The 15,398-nt window shown below is 34.6% G+C and carries 15 protein-coding genes and 1 other annotated feature; all 15 genes read right to left on the bottom strand.

The features are described 5' to 3' along the window. Nucleotides 1–428, bottom strand: a 428-nt coding sequence (locus ABDZ93_RS19555) for a GTP-binding protein (RefSeq protein ID WP_343828200.1), incomplete at its 3' end; no start/stop codon positions are given. Between the two features lie 57 nt (nucleotides 429–485). Then, nucleotides 486–2,543 (bottom strand): elongation factor G, encoded by a 2,058-nt coding sequence (gene fusA / locus ABDZ93_RS19560; RefSeq protein ID WP_343828201.1) that lies wholly within the window; start codon nucleotides 2,541–2,543, stop codon nucleotides 486–488. A gap of 75 nt (nucleotides 2,544–2,618) precedes the next feature. After that, the gene (rpsG, locus tag ABDZ93_RS19565) at nucleotides 2,619–3,089 is read right to left on the bottom strand and encodes a 30S ribosomal protein S7 (RefSeq protein ID WP_035135028.1); all 471 of its coding nucleotides are present in this window, start codon (nucleotides 3,087–3,089) and stop codon (nucleotides 2,619–2,621) included. A 128-nt stretch (nucleotides 3,090–3,217) separates the two neighbouring features. Next, a complete protein-coding gene (gene rpsL / locus ABDZ93_RS19570) occupies nucleotides 3,218–3,595 on the bottom strand; it encodes a 30S ribosomal protein S12 (protein ID WP_035135030.1) in 378 nt (125 codons plus the stop codon). Between the two features lie 93 nt (nucleotides 3,596–3,688). After that, the gene (locus ABDZ93_RS19575; RefSeq protein ID WP_150842120.1) at nucleotides 3,689–3,925 is read right to left on the bottom strand and encodes a ribosomal L7Ae/L30e/S12e/Gadd45 family protein; all 237 of its coding nucleotides are present in this window, start codon (nucleotides 3,923–3,925) and stop codon (nucleotides 3,689–3,691) included. Nucleotides 3,926–4,040: 115 nt separating this feature from the next. Then, nucleotides 4,041–7,565, bottom strand: coding sequence for a DNA-directed RNA polymerase subunit beta' (rpoC, locus tag ABDZ93_RS19580; RefSeq protein WP_343828204.1), 3,525 nt, complete (start codon nucleotides 7,563–7,565; stop codon nucleotides 4,041–4,043). Nucleotides 7,566–7,585: 20 nt separating this feature from the next. After that, on the bottom strand, nucleotides 7,586–11,356 hold the full coding sequence (gene rpoB / locus ABDZ93_RS19585) for a DNA-directed RNA polymerase subunit beta (protein ID WP_343828209.1): 3,771 nt from the start codon (nucleotides 11,354–11,356) through the stop codon (nucleotides 7,586–7,588). Nucleotides 11,357–11,692: 336 nt separating this feature from the next. After that, a complete protein-coding gene (rplL, locus tag ABDZ93_RS19590; protein WP_343828205.1) occupies nucleotides 11,693–12,058 on the bottom strand; it encodes a 50S ribosomal protein L7/L12 in 366 nt (121 codons plus the stop codon). Nucleotides 12,059–12,134: 76 nt separating this feature from the next. Further along, a complete protein-coding gene (gene rplJ, locus ABDZ93_RS19595; protein ID WP_343828207.1) occupies nucleotides 12,135–12,641 on the bottom strand; it encodes a 50S ribosomal protein L10 in 507 nt (168 codons plus the stop codon). A gap of 31 nt (nucleotides 12,642–12,672) precedes the next feature. Beyond that, nucleotides 12,673–12,798 (bottom strand) — a sequence feature (ribosomal protein L10 leader region). A 31-nt stretch (nucleotides 12,799–12,829) separates the two neighbouring features. After that, on the bottom strand, nucleotides 12,830–13,519 hold the full coding sequence (rplA, locus tag ABDZ93_RS19600; protein ID WP_343828210.1) for a 50S ribosomal protein L1: 690 nt from the start codon (nucleotides 13,517–13,519) through the stop codon (nucleotides 12,830–12,832). A 65-nt stretch (nucleotides 13,520–13,584) separates the two neighbouring features. Further along, nucleotides 13,585–14,010 carry a 50S ribosomal protein L11 gene (rplK, locus tag ABDZ93_RS19605; protein WP_343828208.1) on the bottom strand — a complete coding sequence of 142 codons (426 nt, stop codon included), beginning with the start codon at nucleotides 14,008–14,010 and terminating at the stop codon, nucleotides 13,585–13,587. Nucleotides 14,011–14,102: 92 nt separating this feature from the next. Then, nucleotides 14,103–14,624 carry a transcription termination/antitermination protein NusG gene (nusG, locus tag ABDZ93_RS19610; protein ID WP_343828211.1) on the bottom strand — a complete coding sequence of 174 codons (522 nt, stop codon included), beginning with the start codon at nucleotides 14,622–14,624 and terminating at the stop codon, nucleotides 14,103–14,105. A 46-nt stretch (nucleotides 14,625–14,670) separates the two neighbouring features. Continuing rightward, entirely contained in the window at nucleotides 14,671–14,895 is a 225-nt protein-coding gene (gene secE / locus ABDZ93_RS19615; protein ID WP_425544808.1) for a preprotein translocase subunit SecE, read from the bottom strand. A gap of 39 nt (nucleotides 14,896–14,934) precedes the next feature. Further along, on the bottom strand, nucleotides 14,935–15,084 hold the full coding sequence (gene rpmG / locus ABDZ93_RS19620; RefSeq protein ID WP_035135045.1) for a 50S ribosomal protein L33: 150 nt from the start codon (nucleotides 15,082–15,084) through the stop codon (nucleotides 14,935–14,937). Between the two features lie 236 nt (nucleotides 15,085–15,320). Further along, nucleotides 15,321–15,398 (bottom strand): EF-Tu C-terminal domain-related protein (locus ABDZ93_RS19625; protein WP_446333865.1); only part of this gene is annotated, 78 nt, incomplete at its 5' end.

Here is a 15,398-nt window from a genome sequence, read left to right on the forward strand (position 1 = left end):
TCGTCTACCATATCTGCTTTGTTTAAGAATACAACTATGTATTGTACTCCTACTCTTGATGCAAGAAGTATGTGCTCTCTTGTTTGAGGCATTGGACCGTCTGCTGCACTTACTACTAGGATTGCTCCGTCCATTTGTGCTGCTCCTGTAATCATGTTCTTAACATAGTCTGCGTGTCCTGGACAATCAACGTGTGCATAGTGTCTTGTTTCTGTTTGATACTCAACGTGTGATGTGTTGATTGTAATTCCTCTTTCCTTCTCTTCTGGTGCTTTATCTATATCAGCATAGTTGAATGCTTCTGCATATCCTCTACTTGCTAACACTGTTGTTATTGCTGCTGTTAATGTTGTTTTACCGTGGTCTACGTGTCCTATTGTTCCAATATTAACGTGTGGTTTGCTTCTTTCAAATTTTGCCTTTGCCATTTCTTATTCCTCCTTAATTAGAAAACAATTATATTTTTACTTATTATTTATTCTTAATTATTTTTTAGATAATTGCTCTTGAATGCTCTTTGGAACTTCTTCAAAGTGATCAAATACCATTGAATAAACACCTCTACCTTGAGTCTTTGATCTTAAAGTAGTCGCATATCCAAACATTTCAGATAGTGGAACGAATGCTCTAATAACTTGAGCACCACTAACAGCTTCCATACCTTCTATTCTACCTCTTCTTGAGTTTACGTCTCCTATTACATCTCCCATGTACTCTTCCGGAACTGTAATTTCAACTTTTTCAACTGGCTCAAGTAATACTGGGTCAGCTTTAGCCATAGCATTTTTAAACGCCATAGATCCAGCAATTTTGAATGCCATTTCTGATGAGTCAACTTCGTGGTATGATCCATGTACAAGTCTAATCTTAAAGTTAATAGTCTCGTAACCAGCAATTATACCATTCTTAGAAGCTTCTCTTATACCATTATCAATTGGAGCAATATATTCTTTAGGAATAGCTCCTCCAACGACAGCATTTTCAAATACATAATCACCTTCAATTGGTTCCATTTCTATTACGCAGTGACCATATTGTCCTTTACCACCTGATTGCTTAGCATATTTAGCTTCAGCTTTAACAGCTTTTCTAATTGTTTCTTTATAAGCAACTTGTGGTGCACCAACGTTACATTCAACTTTGAATTCTCTTGTTAATCTATCTACGATAATATCTAAGTGTAACTCACCCATACCAGCTATGATTGTTTGGCCTGTTTCTTGATTAGTATAAGTTTTGAATGTTGGATCTTCTTCAGCAAGTTTTGCTAAAGCGATTCCTAATTTTTCTTGACCAGCTTTTGTCTTTGGTTCAATAGCTACAGATATAACTGGCTCTGGGAACTCCATTGATTCAAGAATTATTGGTCTATCCTCAGAACATAAAGTATCACCTGTAGTAGTTCCTTTAAGTCCAATAACAGCTCCAATTTCACCTGCTTCTAACTCTTCTACTTCTTCTCTATGGTTAGCATGCATCTTAACAAGTCTTCCAATTCTTTCTTTCTTACCCTTAGTTGAGTTAAGTACATAAGTACCACCTTTCATTATACCTGAGTAAACTCTTGTAAATGCAAGTTTCCCTACAAATGGGTCAGTAGCAATTTTAAATGCTAAAGCAGACATTGGAGCTTCATCTGATGCTTCTCTTGAATCTTCTTCGCCATCTAATGTAGTACCATTAACAGCAGGAATATCTAATGGAGATGGTAAATAAGCAACAACGCCATTTATCATTTCTTGAACCCCTTTGTTTTTATATGATGATCCACATATACATGGAACTATTTCATTTGCTATAGTAGCTTTTCTTAAAGCAACATGTAATTCCTCTTCAGTGATCTCTTCACCCTCAAGGTATTTCTCCATTAAAGTCTCATCAGTTTCTGCTATAGCTTCTACCATAGCCATTCTATACTCTTCAGCCTTATCAGCTAACTCTGCAGGAATTTCTTCAATTCTTACATCTGTTCCTAAATCATCATAAGTTATGATAGCATGATTAGCTATTAAATCTATCATTCCCTTAAAGTTCTCTTCTGCACCTACAGGAATTTGTATTGGTACTGCATTAGCTTTTAATCTATCTCTTACAGTCTTAATACATCTAAAGAAATCAGCACCTGTAGCATCCATTTTATTAACATAAATCATTCTTGGAACACCATACTTGTCTGCCTGTCTCCAAACAGTTTCAGTTTGTGGTTCAACTCCACTCTTGGCGTCAAGTACTGTAACAGTTCCATCTAGTACTCTTAATGATCTCTCAACTTCAACTGTGAAATCTACGTGTCCAGGAGTGTCTATAATATTTAATTCATGTTCCTTCCAGAAACATGTTGTTGCAGCAGAAGTAATTGTTATACCTCTTTCTTGTTCTTGAACCATCCAGTCCATTTGAGATGCACCTTCATGAGTTTCTCCTATCTTATGAGTTTTACCAGTATAAAATAAAATACGCTCTGTTGTTGTAGTTTTACCTGCATCTATGTGAGCCATAATTCCGAAATTACGGAATTTCTCTAAAGGGTATTTTCTAGCCATTCCTATTTCCTCCTCTTAACGAGTAATTTTAAATTCGACAAAACTGTTTTGGCCTTAGCCAAAACAGTTTTTGTATTAGTATCTGTAATGAGCAAAAGCCTTATTTGCTTCAGCCATTTTATGAGTATCTTCTCTCTTCTTAACTGCAGCTCCTGTGTTGTTTGAAGCATCGATTAACTCGTTAGCTAATCTTTCTCTCATATATTTCTCGCCTCTTTTTTCACAAGCTAGCAACATCCATCTAATACCTAATGTTTGTCTTCTCTCTGGTCTAACCTCGATAGGTACTTGATATGTAGCTCCACCTATTCTTCTAGCTTTAACCTCAAGTAATGGCATTATATTGTTCATAGCTGCCTCAAAAACCTCTAGAGGTTCTTTTCCAGTTTTCTCACGAATGATATCGAAAGCATCATAGCATATTTTTTGTGCTACACCCTTTTTTCCATCTTCCATAACACTGTTTATTAATTTAGTAACAACTTTTGAATTGTACATTGGATCTGGTAATACATCTCTTTTTGCAATAAATCCTTTTCTTGGCACTTTTCTTCCCTCCTTAACATTGTAAAATTAACTCATAGGTACTCGATATCTCTACCGCAAAGTGCTCTGCTCTTATAATCTATGTAAATCTATATAAATTCGAAGGCATAGCACTCTTTAATTAAGACCTATTTTTGTTTTGGTCTCTTAGCACCGTATTTAGATCTTGATTGTAATCTGTTTGCTACTCCAGCAGAGTCTAAAGCTCCTCTAACTATGTGGTATCTGCAACCTGGAAGGTCTTTTACTCTTCCTCCTCTAATAAGAACAACGCTGTGCTCTTGTAGGTTGTGTCCTTCACCTGGAATATAAGCAGTTACTTCGTATCCATTTGTAAGTCTAACTCTGGCTACTTTTCTTAACGCTGAGTTTGGCTTCTTAGGAGTACTTGTTTTAACTACAGTACATACTCCTCTTTTTTGTGGACACTCTTTTAATGCTGGTGCTGTAGATTTTGAAGCTAATGTCATTCTACCTTTTCTTACTAATTGGTTTATAGTTGGCATTATTTCACCTCCTTAAAATAATTACTAATGCTTATCTATTCACACAATAATATTATGATAGATATTCTATAATAAATTAGTCATTAGCAAGCCTTAAATTATGAGTGCAGTTGCAGCTGAAACATCAATTCCGCATAATACACCTAGCTCTTTCATAGTATCAATTTCTATAATTTCTAGGGATCTGTCTGCTGCTAATTTAAGTATAGGTTCTAGTAGTTTGCTATCTGCATCTTTTGCAACATACAGCTTACAACCTAAATTGTTCTTTAAGGCTTTAGCTGTTTGTTTTACTCCAACAACCTTTTCCCCAACAAGCCTAGTCACCATACTAACCCCCCTCATAATTTTAATTCATAAAGTGATAAAATACTATTTTATCAATCACATACAAAATGTATTTTATCACTTTATATAATTCATGTCAATAGAACTAACTCTATGATTAAGCGTTAATTTCTACCTCTGTAACTGGCTGATTTTCACAGATTTCAATTCCTCTATATCTATTCATGCCAGTTCCAGCAGGAATTAACTTACCTATAATTACATTTTCCTTTAATCCTACAAGCGGATCTATCTTTCCTTTGATAGCTGCATCTGTAAGAACTCTTGTAGTCTCTTGGAATGATGCCGCTGATAAGAATGAATCAGTTGCAAGTGCTGCTTTAGTTATTCCTAATAGTGCAATCTTGCCCTCAGCTGGTTTTCCACCTTCTGCTAAAGCTCTTTCATTTGCTTCTTCAAAATCAAATATATCCATCATTGTTCCCGGTAGTAAATCAGTATCACCAGATTCTTCTACCTTTATTTTTCTTGTCATTTGTCTTATAACTACTTCAAGGTGCTTATCGTTTATATCAACACCTTGTAATCTATAAACTTTTTGAACCTCAGATAAAAGATAGTTTTTAACACCCTTAACACCCTTAATTCTAATGATATCATGCGGATTTACTGATCCTTCAGTGATTTCATCTCCAGCATCTATTATATCTCCATTGATTACTTTAATTCTTGAACCAAATGGTATTTCGTAGGTGAATTCTTCACCGGAGTTACTTGTTACTATAACAGTTCTCTTTTTCTTAGTTTCTTCCATTCTTACTGTACCTGCACAGTCACTTACTATAGCAAGCCCCTTTGGTTTTCTGGCTTCAAATAGTTCTTCAACCCTTGGAAGACCCTGAGTAATATCTGCTCCAACAACTCCACCTGTATGGAATGTTCTCATTGTAAGCTGAGTTCCTGGCTCTCCTATAGATTGAGCTGCTATAATACCAACAGCCTCACCTATATCGATCTTTTGCGCTGTTGCCATGTTCATACCATAGCATTTAGCACATACCCCTATTTTAGAGTTACAAGTAAATACAGATCTTATTTTAATTTTCTTAACTCTAGCTTTTTCAACTTTTTCTGCCATAGCAGCATTCATATATTCATCACATTTAACTAGAATTTCTCCTGTTTCTGGATGAACTATATCTTGAGCACTATATCTTCCAGAAAGTCTTTCACTTAGTGCTTCAATTACTTCATTTCCTTCTTTGATTTCACTTACTTCATAACCTTCTTTAGTTCCACAGTCCTCTTGTCTAACTATAACATCTTGGCTAACATCAACAAGTCTTCTTGTTAGATATCCAGAGTCCGCTGTTTTAAGTGCTGTATCAGCATTTCCTTTTCTAGCTCCGTGAGTAGATATGAAATATTCTAATACTTCAAGTCCTTCTCTGAATGAAGCTCTAATTGGAAGCTCAATGATTTTACCTGATGGACTAGCCATAAGTCCTCTCATACCTGCTAACTGTTTAATTTGGCTCTTAGATCCTCTGGCTCCTGAGTCAGCCATCATATTTATCGGATTAAACTTATCTAAGCTATCCATAAGAGCGTCAGCTACTTCTTCAGTTGTTTTTGTCCACTTGTCTATAACTTTTTCATATCTTTCATCTTCAGATATGAATCCTCTTCTATACATCTTTTCTATCTTGTCAATGGTATTATCAGCATCTGCAAGTAATTCTTTCTTAATTTCTGGAACTTCCATGTCAGAAACAGCTACTGTTACAGCTCCGATAGTAGAGAAATGATATCCTTTTGCTTTTATATTATCAAGCATCTTAGATGTTTCAGATGGACCATATAATGTATAACACTTATCTATTATATTTCCCAAATTTTTCTTACTTACTAAGAAATCTATCTCTAATTTGAATTCATTATCAGGTATAGTTCTATCTACAAAACCTAGGTTTTGAGGTATTGATTCATTAAATATCAGCTTTCCTAATGTAGTATCAATAATACCAAAAAGTTTTTCTCCATTAATAATTTTGGATACTTTAACTTTAATAGCTGCATGTATATCTACATCCTTAGCTTCATAAGCCATCATTACTTCTTCCGGTGACGAGAACATTCTTCCTTCACCCTTAGCTCCTTCTTTATCTAATGTTAAGTAGTAAGAGCCAAGAACCATATCTTGAGTAGGTACACAAACTGGCTTACCATCAGAAGCTTTCATAATATTGTGCGCTGCAAGCATTAAAAATCTAGCTTCTGCTTGTGCTTCTACTGATAGAGGAACGTGTACTGCCATTTGGTCTCCATCAAAGTCAGCATTATATGCTGTACATACAAGCGGATGTAGTTTTATAGCTCTTCCTTCTACAAGTATTGGTTGGAAGGCTTGAATTCCCAATCTATGAAGTGTAGGAGCACGGTTAAGTAATACTGGATGATCTTGAATAACTTCTTCAAGGACATCCCATACTTGAGGCTGAACTCTTTCAACCATTCTCTTTGCACTCTTAATGTTGTGTGCAACTCCACTTTCAGTTAATTTTTTCATAACAAATGGCTTAAATAATTCTAATGCCATTTCTTTTGGAAGTCCACATTGATACATCTTAAGTTCAGGTCCTACAACGATAACTGAACGTCCAGAGTAGTCAACACGCTTACCAAGTAAGTTTTGTCTAAATCTTCCTTGCTTTCCTTTAAGCATATCTGATAAAGATTTTAATGGTCTATTTCCTGGGCCTGTTACTGGTCTACCTCTTCTTCCATTATCAATTAATGAATCTACTGCTTCTTGAAGCATTCTTTTCTCATTTCTAACGATAATATCAGGTGCTTGTAAATCAAGTAACTTTTTAAGTCTATTATTTCTATTTATAACTCTTCTGTATAAATCATTTAAGTCAGATGTAGCAAATCTTCCACCATCTAATTGTACCATTGGTCTTAAATCTGGTGGTATAACAGGTATTACATCTATAATCATCCACTCTGGTTTATTAGTTGATTTTCTAAATGACTCTACCACATCAAGTCTTCTAATAGTTCTTATTTTCTTTTGTCCTGTACTTGTTTTAAAATCTTCTTTAAGTTCTGCAGAAAGCTTATCTAAATCTATATCTTGTAATAAAACTTTTACAGATTCTGCACCCATTCCTGCTACAAAGCCATCATATCCATATTTATCTACGGCTTCTCTATAGTCTTTTTCTGTTAATATTTGCTTCTTATCAAGCGGCGTATCCTTTGGATCTAACACTACATAAGCAGCAAAATAAAGTACTTTTTCTAAAGAACGTGGTGACATGTCAAGGATTAATCCCATACGAGATGGGATTCCTTTAAAATACCAAATGTGAGATACAGGGGCAGCAAGCTCTATGTGCCCCATTCTTTCACGCCTTACTTTAGATTTTGTAACTTCAACTCCGCATCTGTCACACACTATACCTTTGTATCTAACTCTTTTGTATTTACCGCAATGACATTCCCAGTCTTTCATTGGCCCAAATATTCTCTCGCAGAACAGACCATCTCTTTCCGGTTTTAATGTTCTATAGTTGATTGTTTCAGGTTTCTTTACTTCCCCTCTAGACCACTCTCTGATCTGTTCTGGTGAAGCTAGCCCTATTTGTATTGCATCAAAATTATTTAATTCAAACAAGGGTACATCCTCCCTTCAATTTAATGTTCATCATTAAAATCATCTAAAACTAAATCACTGTCTAGGTCAGATTCTAAATCAATATCTAAATCCGAATCTAGATCTGGCTCTAATTCATCATCAAAATCATCTAACTTAACGTCTTCAAAGTCTGAATCCTCTTCCGCATCCGATGAATCAGTATCTATTGGCTCAACATATTCTTTCACAGGTTCTTTTGTAAAGGAATCCTCTTTACCTTCTATGTTTACCTCTAAGTCTTCAACTTCATCATCAACAGATTCTTTAAGTTTAATTTCCTCATGATTCTCATCTAAAAGCTTAATATCTAAGCATAATGCTTGAAGTTCTTTGATAAGTACCTTAAATGATTCTGGAACTCCTGGCTCAGGTATATTTTCGCCTTTTACAATAGCCTCATAAGTTTTAACTCTACCTACAACATCATCTGACTTAACAGTTAGAATTTCCTGAAGTGTATGAGCTGATCCATAAGCTTCAAGGGCCCAAACTTCCATCTCACCAAATCTTTGTCCTCCAAATTGAGCTTTACCACCCAATGGTTGTTGCGTAACTAACGAGTATGGTCCTGTAGATCTAGCATGTATCTTATCATCAACTAAGTGGTGCAGCTTTAATATATACATGTATCCTACTGTAACCCTATTATCAAATGCTTCTCCTGTTCTTCCGTCATAAAGTACAGTTTTACCATCCCTATTATATCCTGCTTTTTCTAAGCAATCTTGAATTTCTGTATCTAAAGCGCCATCAAATACTGGAGTAGCTATATGCCATCCAAGTTCACTAGCAGCCCATCCTAAATGAACCTCAAGTACCTGACCTATATTCATACGTGATGGAACTCCTAGTGGATTTAAACATATCTGAAGTGGTCTTCCATCCGGTAAGAATGGCATATCTTCTAATGGTAATACTCTAGATATAACACCTTTATTACCATGTCTTCCTGCCATCTTATCTCCAACAGATATTTTTCTCTTTTGAGCTATATAACATCTTACTAATTGATTAACACCCGGTGGAAGTTCATCAGCATTTTCTTTTGTAAATACTTTTACATCTACAATTATACCAGCCTCTCCATGAGGAACTCTTAGTGAAGTATCTCTTACTTCTCTTGCCTTCTCTCCGAATATAGCTCTTAATAATCTTTCTTCTGCTGTTAGTTCAGTCTCGCCCTTAGGAGTAACTTTACCTACTAAGATATCTCCTGATCTTACTTCTGCACCTATTCTTATTATTCCACGCTCATCTATATCTTTTAGAGCATCCTCACCTACATTTGGTATGTCTCTTGTAATCTCTTCTGGTCCTAGTTTAGTATCTCTAGCTTCTGACTCATATTCTTCAATGTGAACTGAGGTAAAGATATCATCTCTTACTAGTTCCTCAGATATAAGCATAGCATCCTCATAGTTATAACCTTCCCAAGTTATAAATCCAATTCTAATGTTTTTACCTAATGCAATTTCACCTAAATCCGTAGATGGACCATCAGCTAAAACTGTATTTATATCAACTTTTTCTCCTTTATCAACTATAGGACGTTGATTTATACAAGTACCAGAGTTAGATCTCTTGAATTTTAATAGGTTATATACATCTGTCCCACCATCTATATCTCTTTTTATTCTTATTTCATTTCCACTAACATAGGATACAACCCCTGCATTCTTAGCCTTAGGTAATACTCCTGAGTCTACTGCAGCTTTATATTCTATACCGGTACCAACTACTGGTGCTTGTGTTTTTAGAAGTGGAACTGCTTGACGTTGCATGTTTGATCCCATCAGTGCACGAGTAGCATCGTCATTCTCTAAGAAAGGTATCATTGCTGTAGCAACGGATACAATCTGTCTTGGAGATATATCAATTAGGTCTACTTGCTCTCTTGGTACTATTATAACTTCTGATTTTTCTCTAACAGTAACCTTTTTATCTATGAAACTTCCGTCTTCAGATAATGGCTCACTAGCTTGTGCTACAAGATAATTATCCTCTTCATCAGCAGTTATATATATAATCTTATCTGTAGCTCTAGCTGTTTCCTTGTCAACAACTCTATATGGAGTCTGCATAAATCCATATTCATTAACCTTAGCATATGTAGCTAATGAGTTAATTAACCCTATGTTAGGACCTTCAGGTGTCTCGATAGGACACATTCTTCCATAGTGAGAATAGTGAACGTCTCTTACTTCAAATCCAGCTCTTTCTCTTGATAATCCTCCTGGTCCTAATGCAGATAATCTTCTTTTGTGTGTTAACTCAGATAGTGGATTTGTTTGATCCATGAATTGTGATAGCTGTGAGCTTCCAAAGAACTCTTTTATAGCTGCCACAACAGGTCTTATATTTATTAATGCCTGAGGAGTAATTATTTCTTGATCTTGAACAGTCATTCTTTCTTTGACTACTCTTTCCATTCTTGATAAACCAATTCTGAATTGGTTTTGTAATAATTCACCTACAGATCTTAATCTTCTATTTCCTAAATGGTCTATGTCATCTACATATCCTATTCCGTACGGTAATCCCAACTCATAGCTTAATGTAGCATATATGTCGTCTCTAATTATATGTTTTGGAACCAACTTGTTTACGCTAGCCTTTATTTGCTCTTTAATTTCATCTTCATTATGATATGTTTCTAATATCGCTTTTAATGTAGGATAGTGAACATACTCTTTAATGTTTAATTCAGAAATATCAAAGCTTACATGCTTAGATAAATCAACAAAGTTATTTCCTATAACTCTTAGAACTCTATCATCAACTTGGATGTCTACAGAATTTATACCCAAGTTTTGTATTTCTGCAGCTAATTCTCTGCTTATCTTATTTCCCTTTTCAACTATAATTTCACCTGTAGAAGGATTAATTATATTTTCAGCAGCAGTTTGATTGGTAATTCTCCATTTAACAGCTAACTTCTTATTAAATTTGTATCTACCTACTTTTGACAAATCATATCTTTTGGCATCAAAGAATAAGGACTCTATTAATGAAATGGCACTATCCACAGTTGGTGGCTCACCAGGTCTTAGTCTCTTATAAATCTCTAGTAATGCATCATTCTTTTCTTTTGTATTATCTTTTTCTAAGGATGCCTTAAGTCTTTCTTCTTCTCCAAAAACCTCAAGAATTTCAGCATCACTTCCATAGTTTAGCATTACCCTCATAAGTACTGTGATAGGTAACTTCCTTGTTTTGTCTATTCTCACATAAATTACATCATTAGAGTCAGTCTCGTATTCTAACCAAGCTCCTCTATTTGGTATAACTGTTGAAGAAAATAATTTTTTACCAGTCTTATCAACAGTATAATTATAATATACTCCTGGAGATCTAACTAACTGGCTTACTATAACTCTTTCAGCTCCGTTAATAACAAAGGTACCTTGATCAGTCATTATTGGGAAATCACCCATAAAAACTTCTTGTTCCTTTATTTCTCCTGTTTCATTATTTTGTAACCTAACTTTCACCTTTAATGGTGCTGCATAAGTAGTATCTCTTTCTTTGCACTGCTCAACGGAATACTTAATGTTCTCCATATCCAATTTATAGTTGACAAATTCTAAAGATAAGTTGCCAGTATAATCTTGTATAGGATTAATATCATCGAATACCTCGTGCAATCCTTCAGCTAAAAACCAATCGTATGAATCAATTTGAACTTCGATTAAGTTTGGCATTTCAGCCGTATCTTTTACTTTGGAAAAACTCATTCTTTCCCTTTTACCAACTTTTACAGGATGTACCATATAATTTTCACCCCTTGTATAAACTAAAATAACCCAAGACACACTTTCCCCTAGGACTTTGTGTTTCGGACTTACACTTATTCATCATGCAATTCTATCCAATTTGTAGAAAAATATTCACATAATTATAATTCTATATAAATATACGAAGAACTTTTTCCTTAAATATGAATATACACATGACTTGATTAACTTTATTCGCATTGAATTATATTATCATTATTTTTATTTAATGTCAATATATAATAAACTTATTTATTAAGTTGTCTTTATTTCTTTTGTTACAAAAATGGAGTACTTAATTTAAGTACTCCACAATGTAAATCCATTGACTTACTATTTTACTTCTACAGTAGCTCCAACTTCTTCAAGTTTAGCTTTCATGCTTTCAGCGTCTTCTTTGCTTACGCCTTCTTTAATTGTTTTAGGAGCTCCATCAACTATATCTTTAGCTTCTTTTAATCCTAATCCAGTTAATTCTCTAACAACTTTTATAACTTTTATTTTTCCTGCTCCAGCATTAGTTAATACTATGTCGAACTCAGTTTTTTCTTCAGCTGCTGCTCCAGCAACTGCTCCACCTGCAACTGCTACTGGTGCTGCTGCACTTACTCCAAATTCTTCTTCACAAGCCTTAACTAACTCGTTTAAATCTAAAACACTCATATCTTTTATAGCTTGAATTATCTCTTCTCTTGTCATTTTAAAATGCACCTCCGAAATTTTTAAATTATATTTTTTATTTTCTCTACGTTTTTTAAATTCTTACTTAGACTAATTACTCTGCTGCTTCTTGACCTTTTTTCTCAGCTATAGCATTTAATAAATATGCTAAGTTTGAAAGTGGAGCCTTGAAGCTTCCAAGTAGTTTTGCAATAAGTACATCTCTTGATGGAATTGATGCGATCTCTTTAATTTGAGCTTCACCAAATAACTCACCTTGGATTACTCCTGCTTTTAATTGAAGTTTTTTATGAGTTTTTGCAAAGTCATTTAAAACTCTAGCTGGTGATGTTGGATCATCATATCCTAAAGCTATTGAAACTGGTCCTTGAAGATATTGATCTAATCCTTCAATTCCTAATTCCTTAGCAGCTAATGTAACTAGTGTATTTTTATATACTCTATATTCAACACCTGCTTCTCTTAGCGCTTTTCTTAATTGTGTATCTTCTTCAACATTTAGTCCTTGATACTCACTAAGAACAACTCCTTGAGCTTTTTCTAACTTTTCCTTTATTTCAGCAACTTTTGCTTCTTTTAAAGATCTATTTTTACTTTGCACTGTGTATCCACCTCCTTACAGCTTTCACTGTATATTAAAAAATTAAGGTCTCTCCGCAGACACGAAGAGACCAATAAAATCATTTATTAGCATCCTCGGTAGGTATTTAGTTACGCTTTTTAGCACCTACTGTCTACGGAATATATTCAACTTTTGTATTATAACACATTAAAAAATTTAATGCAATACTAATCTAACACTTTTGTTGGATTAATTTTAACCCCTGGTCCCATAGTTGATGCTACAGTAACAGATTTAATATATTGTCCTTTTGCAGCAGCTGGTTTAGCCTTAACAATAGCATCCATTAAAGTATGGAAGTTATCCATTAACTTTTCAGATCCGAAAGATTTCTTACCAACGCCTACGTGAACTATAGCTGTTTTATCTACTCTGTATTCAACTTTACCAGCTTTAATATCATTTAGAGCTTTTGCTACATCAAATGTAACAGTACCTGATTTAGGGTTTGGCATTAAACCTTTAGGTCCTAATACTCTACCTAGTCTTCCAACTACACCCATCATATCTGGAGTAGCTACAACTACGTCAAACTCAAACCAGTTCTCTTTTTGGATTTTATCTACTAGTTCTTCTGCTCCAACGAAATCAGCTCCAGCAGCTTCTGCTTCTTTTGCTTTATCTCCTTTAGCGAAAACTAATACTCTAACAGTTTTACCTGTTCCATGAGGAAGTACTACTGCTCCTCTTACTTGTTGATCTGCATGTCTTGGGTCAACACCAAGTCTTACGTGAACTTCGATTGTTTCATCGAATTTAGCTTTTGATGTTTTTATTGCAAGTTCCATAGATTCTGCTGGTGTGTATAGAGCATTCTTGTCTATTAACTTAGCGCTTTCTATGTAATTCTTTCCCATTTTAGCCATTTTGCATCCTCCTTTGTGGTATTAACGGTTTTTGCCTCCCACCGAATTAATTGAAATTACTCTTCGATTACTATTCCCATGCTTCTAGCTGTTCCAGCTATCATGTTCATAGCAGCTTCTAATGATGCAGCATTTAAGTCTGGCATCTTTAATTCAGCTATCTCTTTAACTTTAGCTGCTGAAACTGTCGCAACCTTAGTTCTGTTTGGAACACCTGATCCACTCTCTATTCCAGCCGCTTTCTTTAATAATACTGCTGCTGGTGGAGTTTTTAGTATAAAACTAAATGATCTATCTTGGTAAACTGTAATTACAACTGGTATTATCATACCTGGTTGATCCGCAGTTTTTGCGTTGAACTCCTTACAGAATCCCATAATATTTACACCGTGTTGACCAAGTGCAGGTCCTACTGGTGGTGCTGGTGTTGCCTTTCCTGCAGGAAGTTGAAGTTTTATCATTCCTGTTATTTTCTTAGCCATGAGTTTACACCTCCTATATTGTGGTAATCGGACTTTTATAAGTCCTCCCACTTAAATAGAATTTAGTCTTTTAGACATCATTCTACTAAGTCTTAAAGTTTTTGTATTTGATTAAAATCAAGTTCAACAGAGGTTTCTCTGCCAAACATGTTAACTAATCCTTTAATTTTATGTTTTTCTATAGATATTTCAGTAATTGCGACAACAAAGTCTTCAAATGGTCCTGATACAACCTTCACTTGTTCTCCAACTTCAACATCTACAGTAACTTGTTTTTCAACTATTCCCATATTGTGAATTTCATCATCTGTTAAAGGCACCGGTTTTGATCCAGGACCTACGAACCCAGTGACCCCTCTAGTATTTCTAACAATATACCAAGAGTCATCAGTCATAACCATCTTAACCATCACATATCCTGGGAATACTTTTCTTAATGTAACTTTTTCTTTGCCATCCTTGATTTCTACTTGCTCTTCCATAGGTACTTGAATATCATGAACGAATTCTTCAAGATTTCTATTTTCAATAGCTTTTTCAAGATTAGCCTTAACTTTATTCTCATATCCAGAATATGTATGAACTACATACCACCTAGCTTTTTCTTCTGCCATAGTTACAGGGGCCATAATTCTATCGTCCCCTTACCTCCCTTTTAAATTATTTAAAAATCAAATTAAAAAGGTTTTTAAAACCAGCATCTAACAAACCTACAATTATTACATAAAGAAAACAAAAGCATATTACCGCCATAAGAGCTTTTTTAAGCTCTTCTTTTGTAGGCCATGTTACTCTTTTAAATTCCGCTTTTAAGTCGATAAAAAACTGCACTATCTTCATTCGTTTTTTAGGGTTAATCGCCTTACCCTCAACTTTTTCAGCCATAATTTTCACATCCCCAAAATATTTCAAGTTCTAAAAGAACTATTTTGTTTCTTTATGAAGTGTATGTTTGTGGCAGAATCTGCAGTATTTTTGCATTTCGATTCTGTCTGGATTATTCTTTTTATTTTTCATTGTGTTGTAGTTCCTTTGTTTACATTCAGTACATGCTAAAGTTATTTTAACTCTCACAATCTACACCTCCTAGTTTATGCGTATTTAATCTTATTTATAAAACCAATAATTTCTTCTCTTGATAATATATCGTTAACCGCAATTGCTACTTAAACAACTTATCACAAGTTAACACTTATGTCAATTGTAAATAATTCCTCGCGCCCATTATACTATAAAATCATTAAAGATATCTTATTGTGTTTTCTTTTAAAAGGACTAGGTTTAGAACCCAGTCCTATTAAAAATCTTAATTATTCAATTATAGAAGTTACAACTCCTGATCCTACTGTTCTTCCACCTTCTCTGATAGCGAATCTTAATCCTTCATC

Source organism: Clostridium subterminale (assembly GCF_039521425.1).
Lineage (GTDB): Bacteria > Bacillota > Clostridia > Clostridiales > Clostridiaceae > Clostridium_J > Clostridium_J subterminale.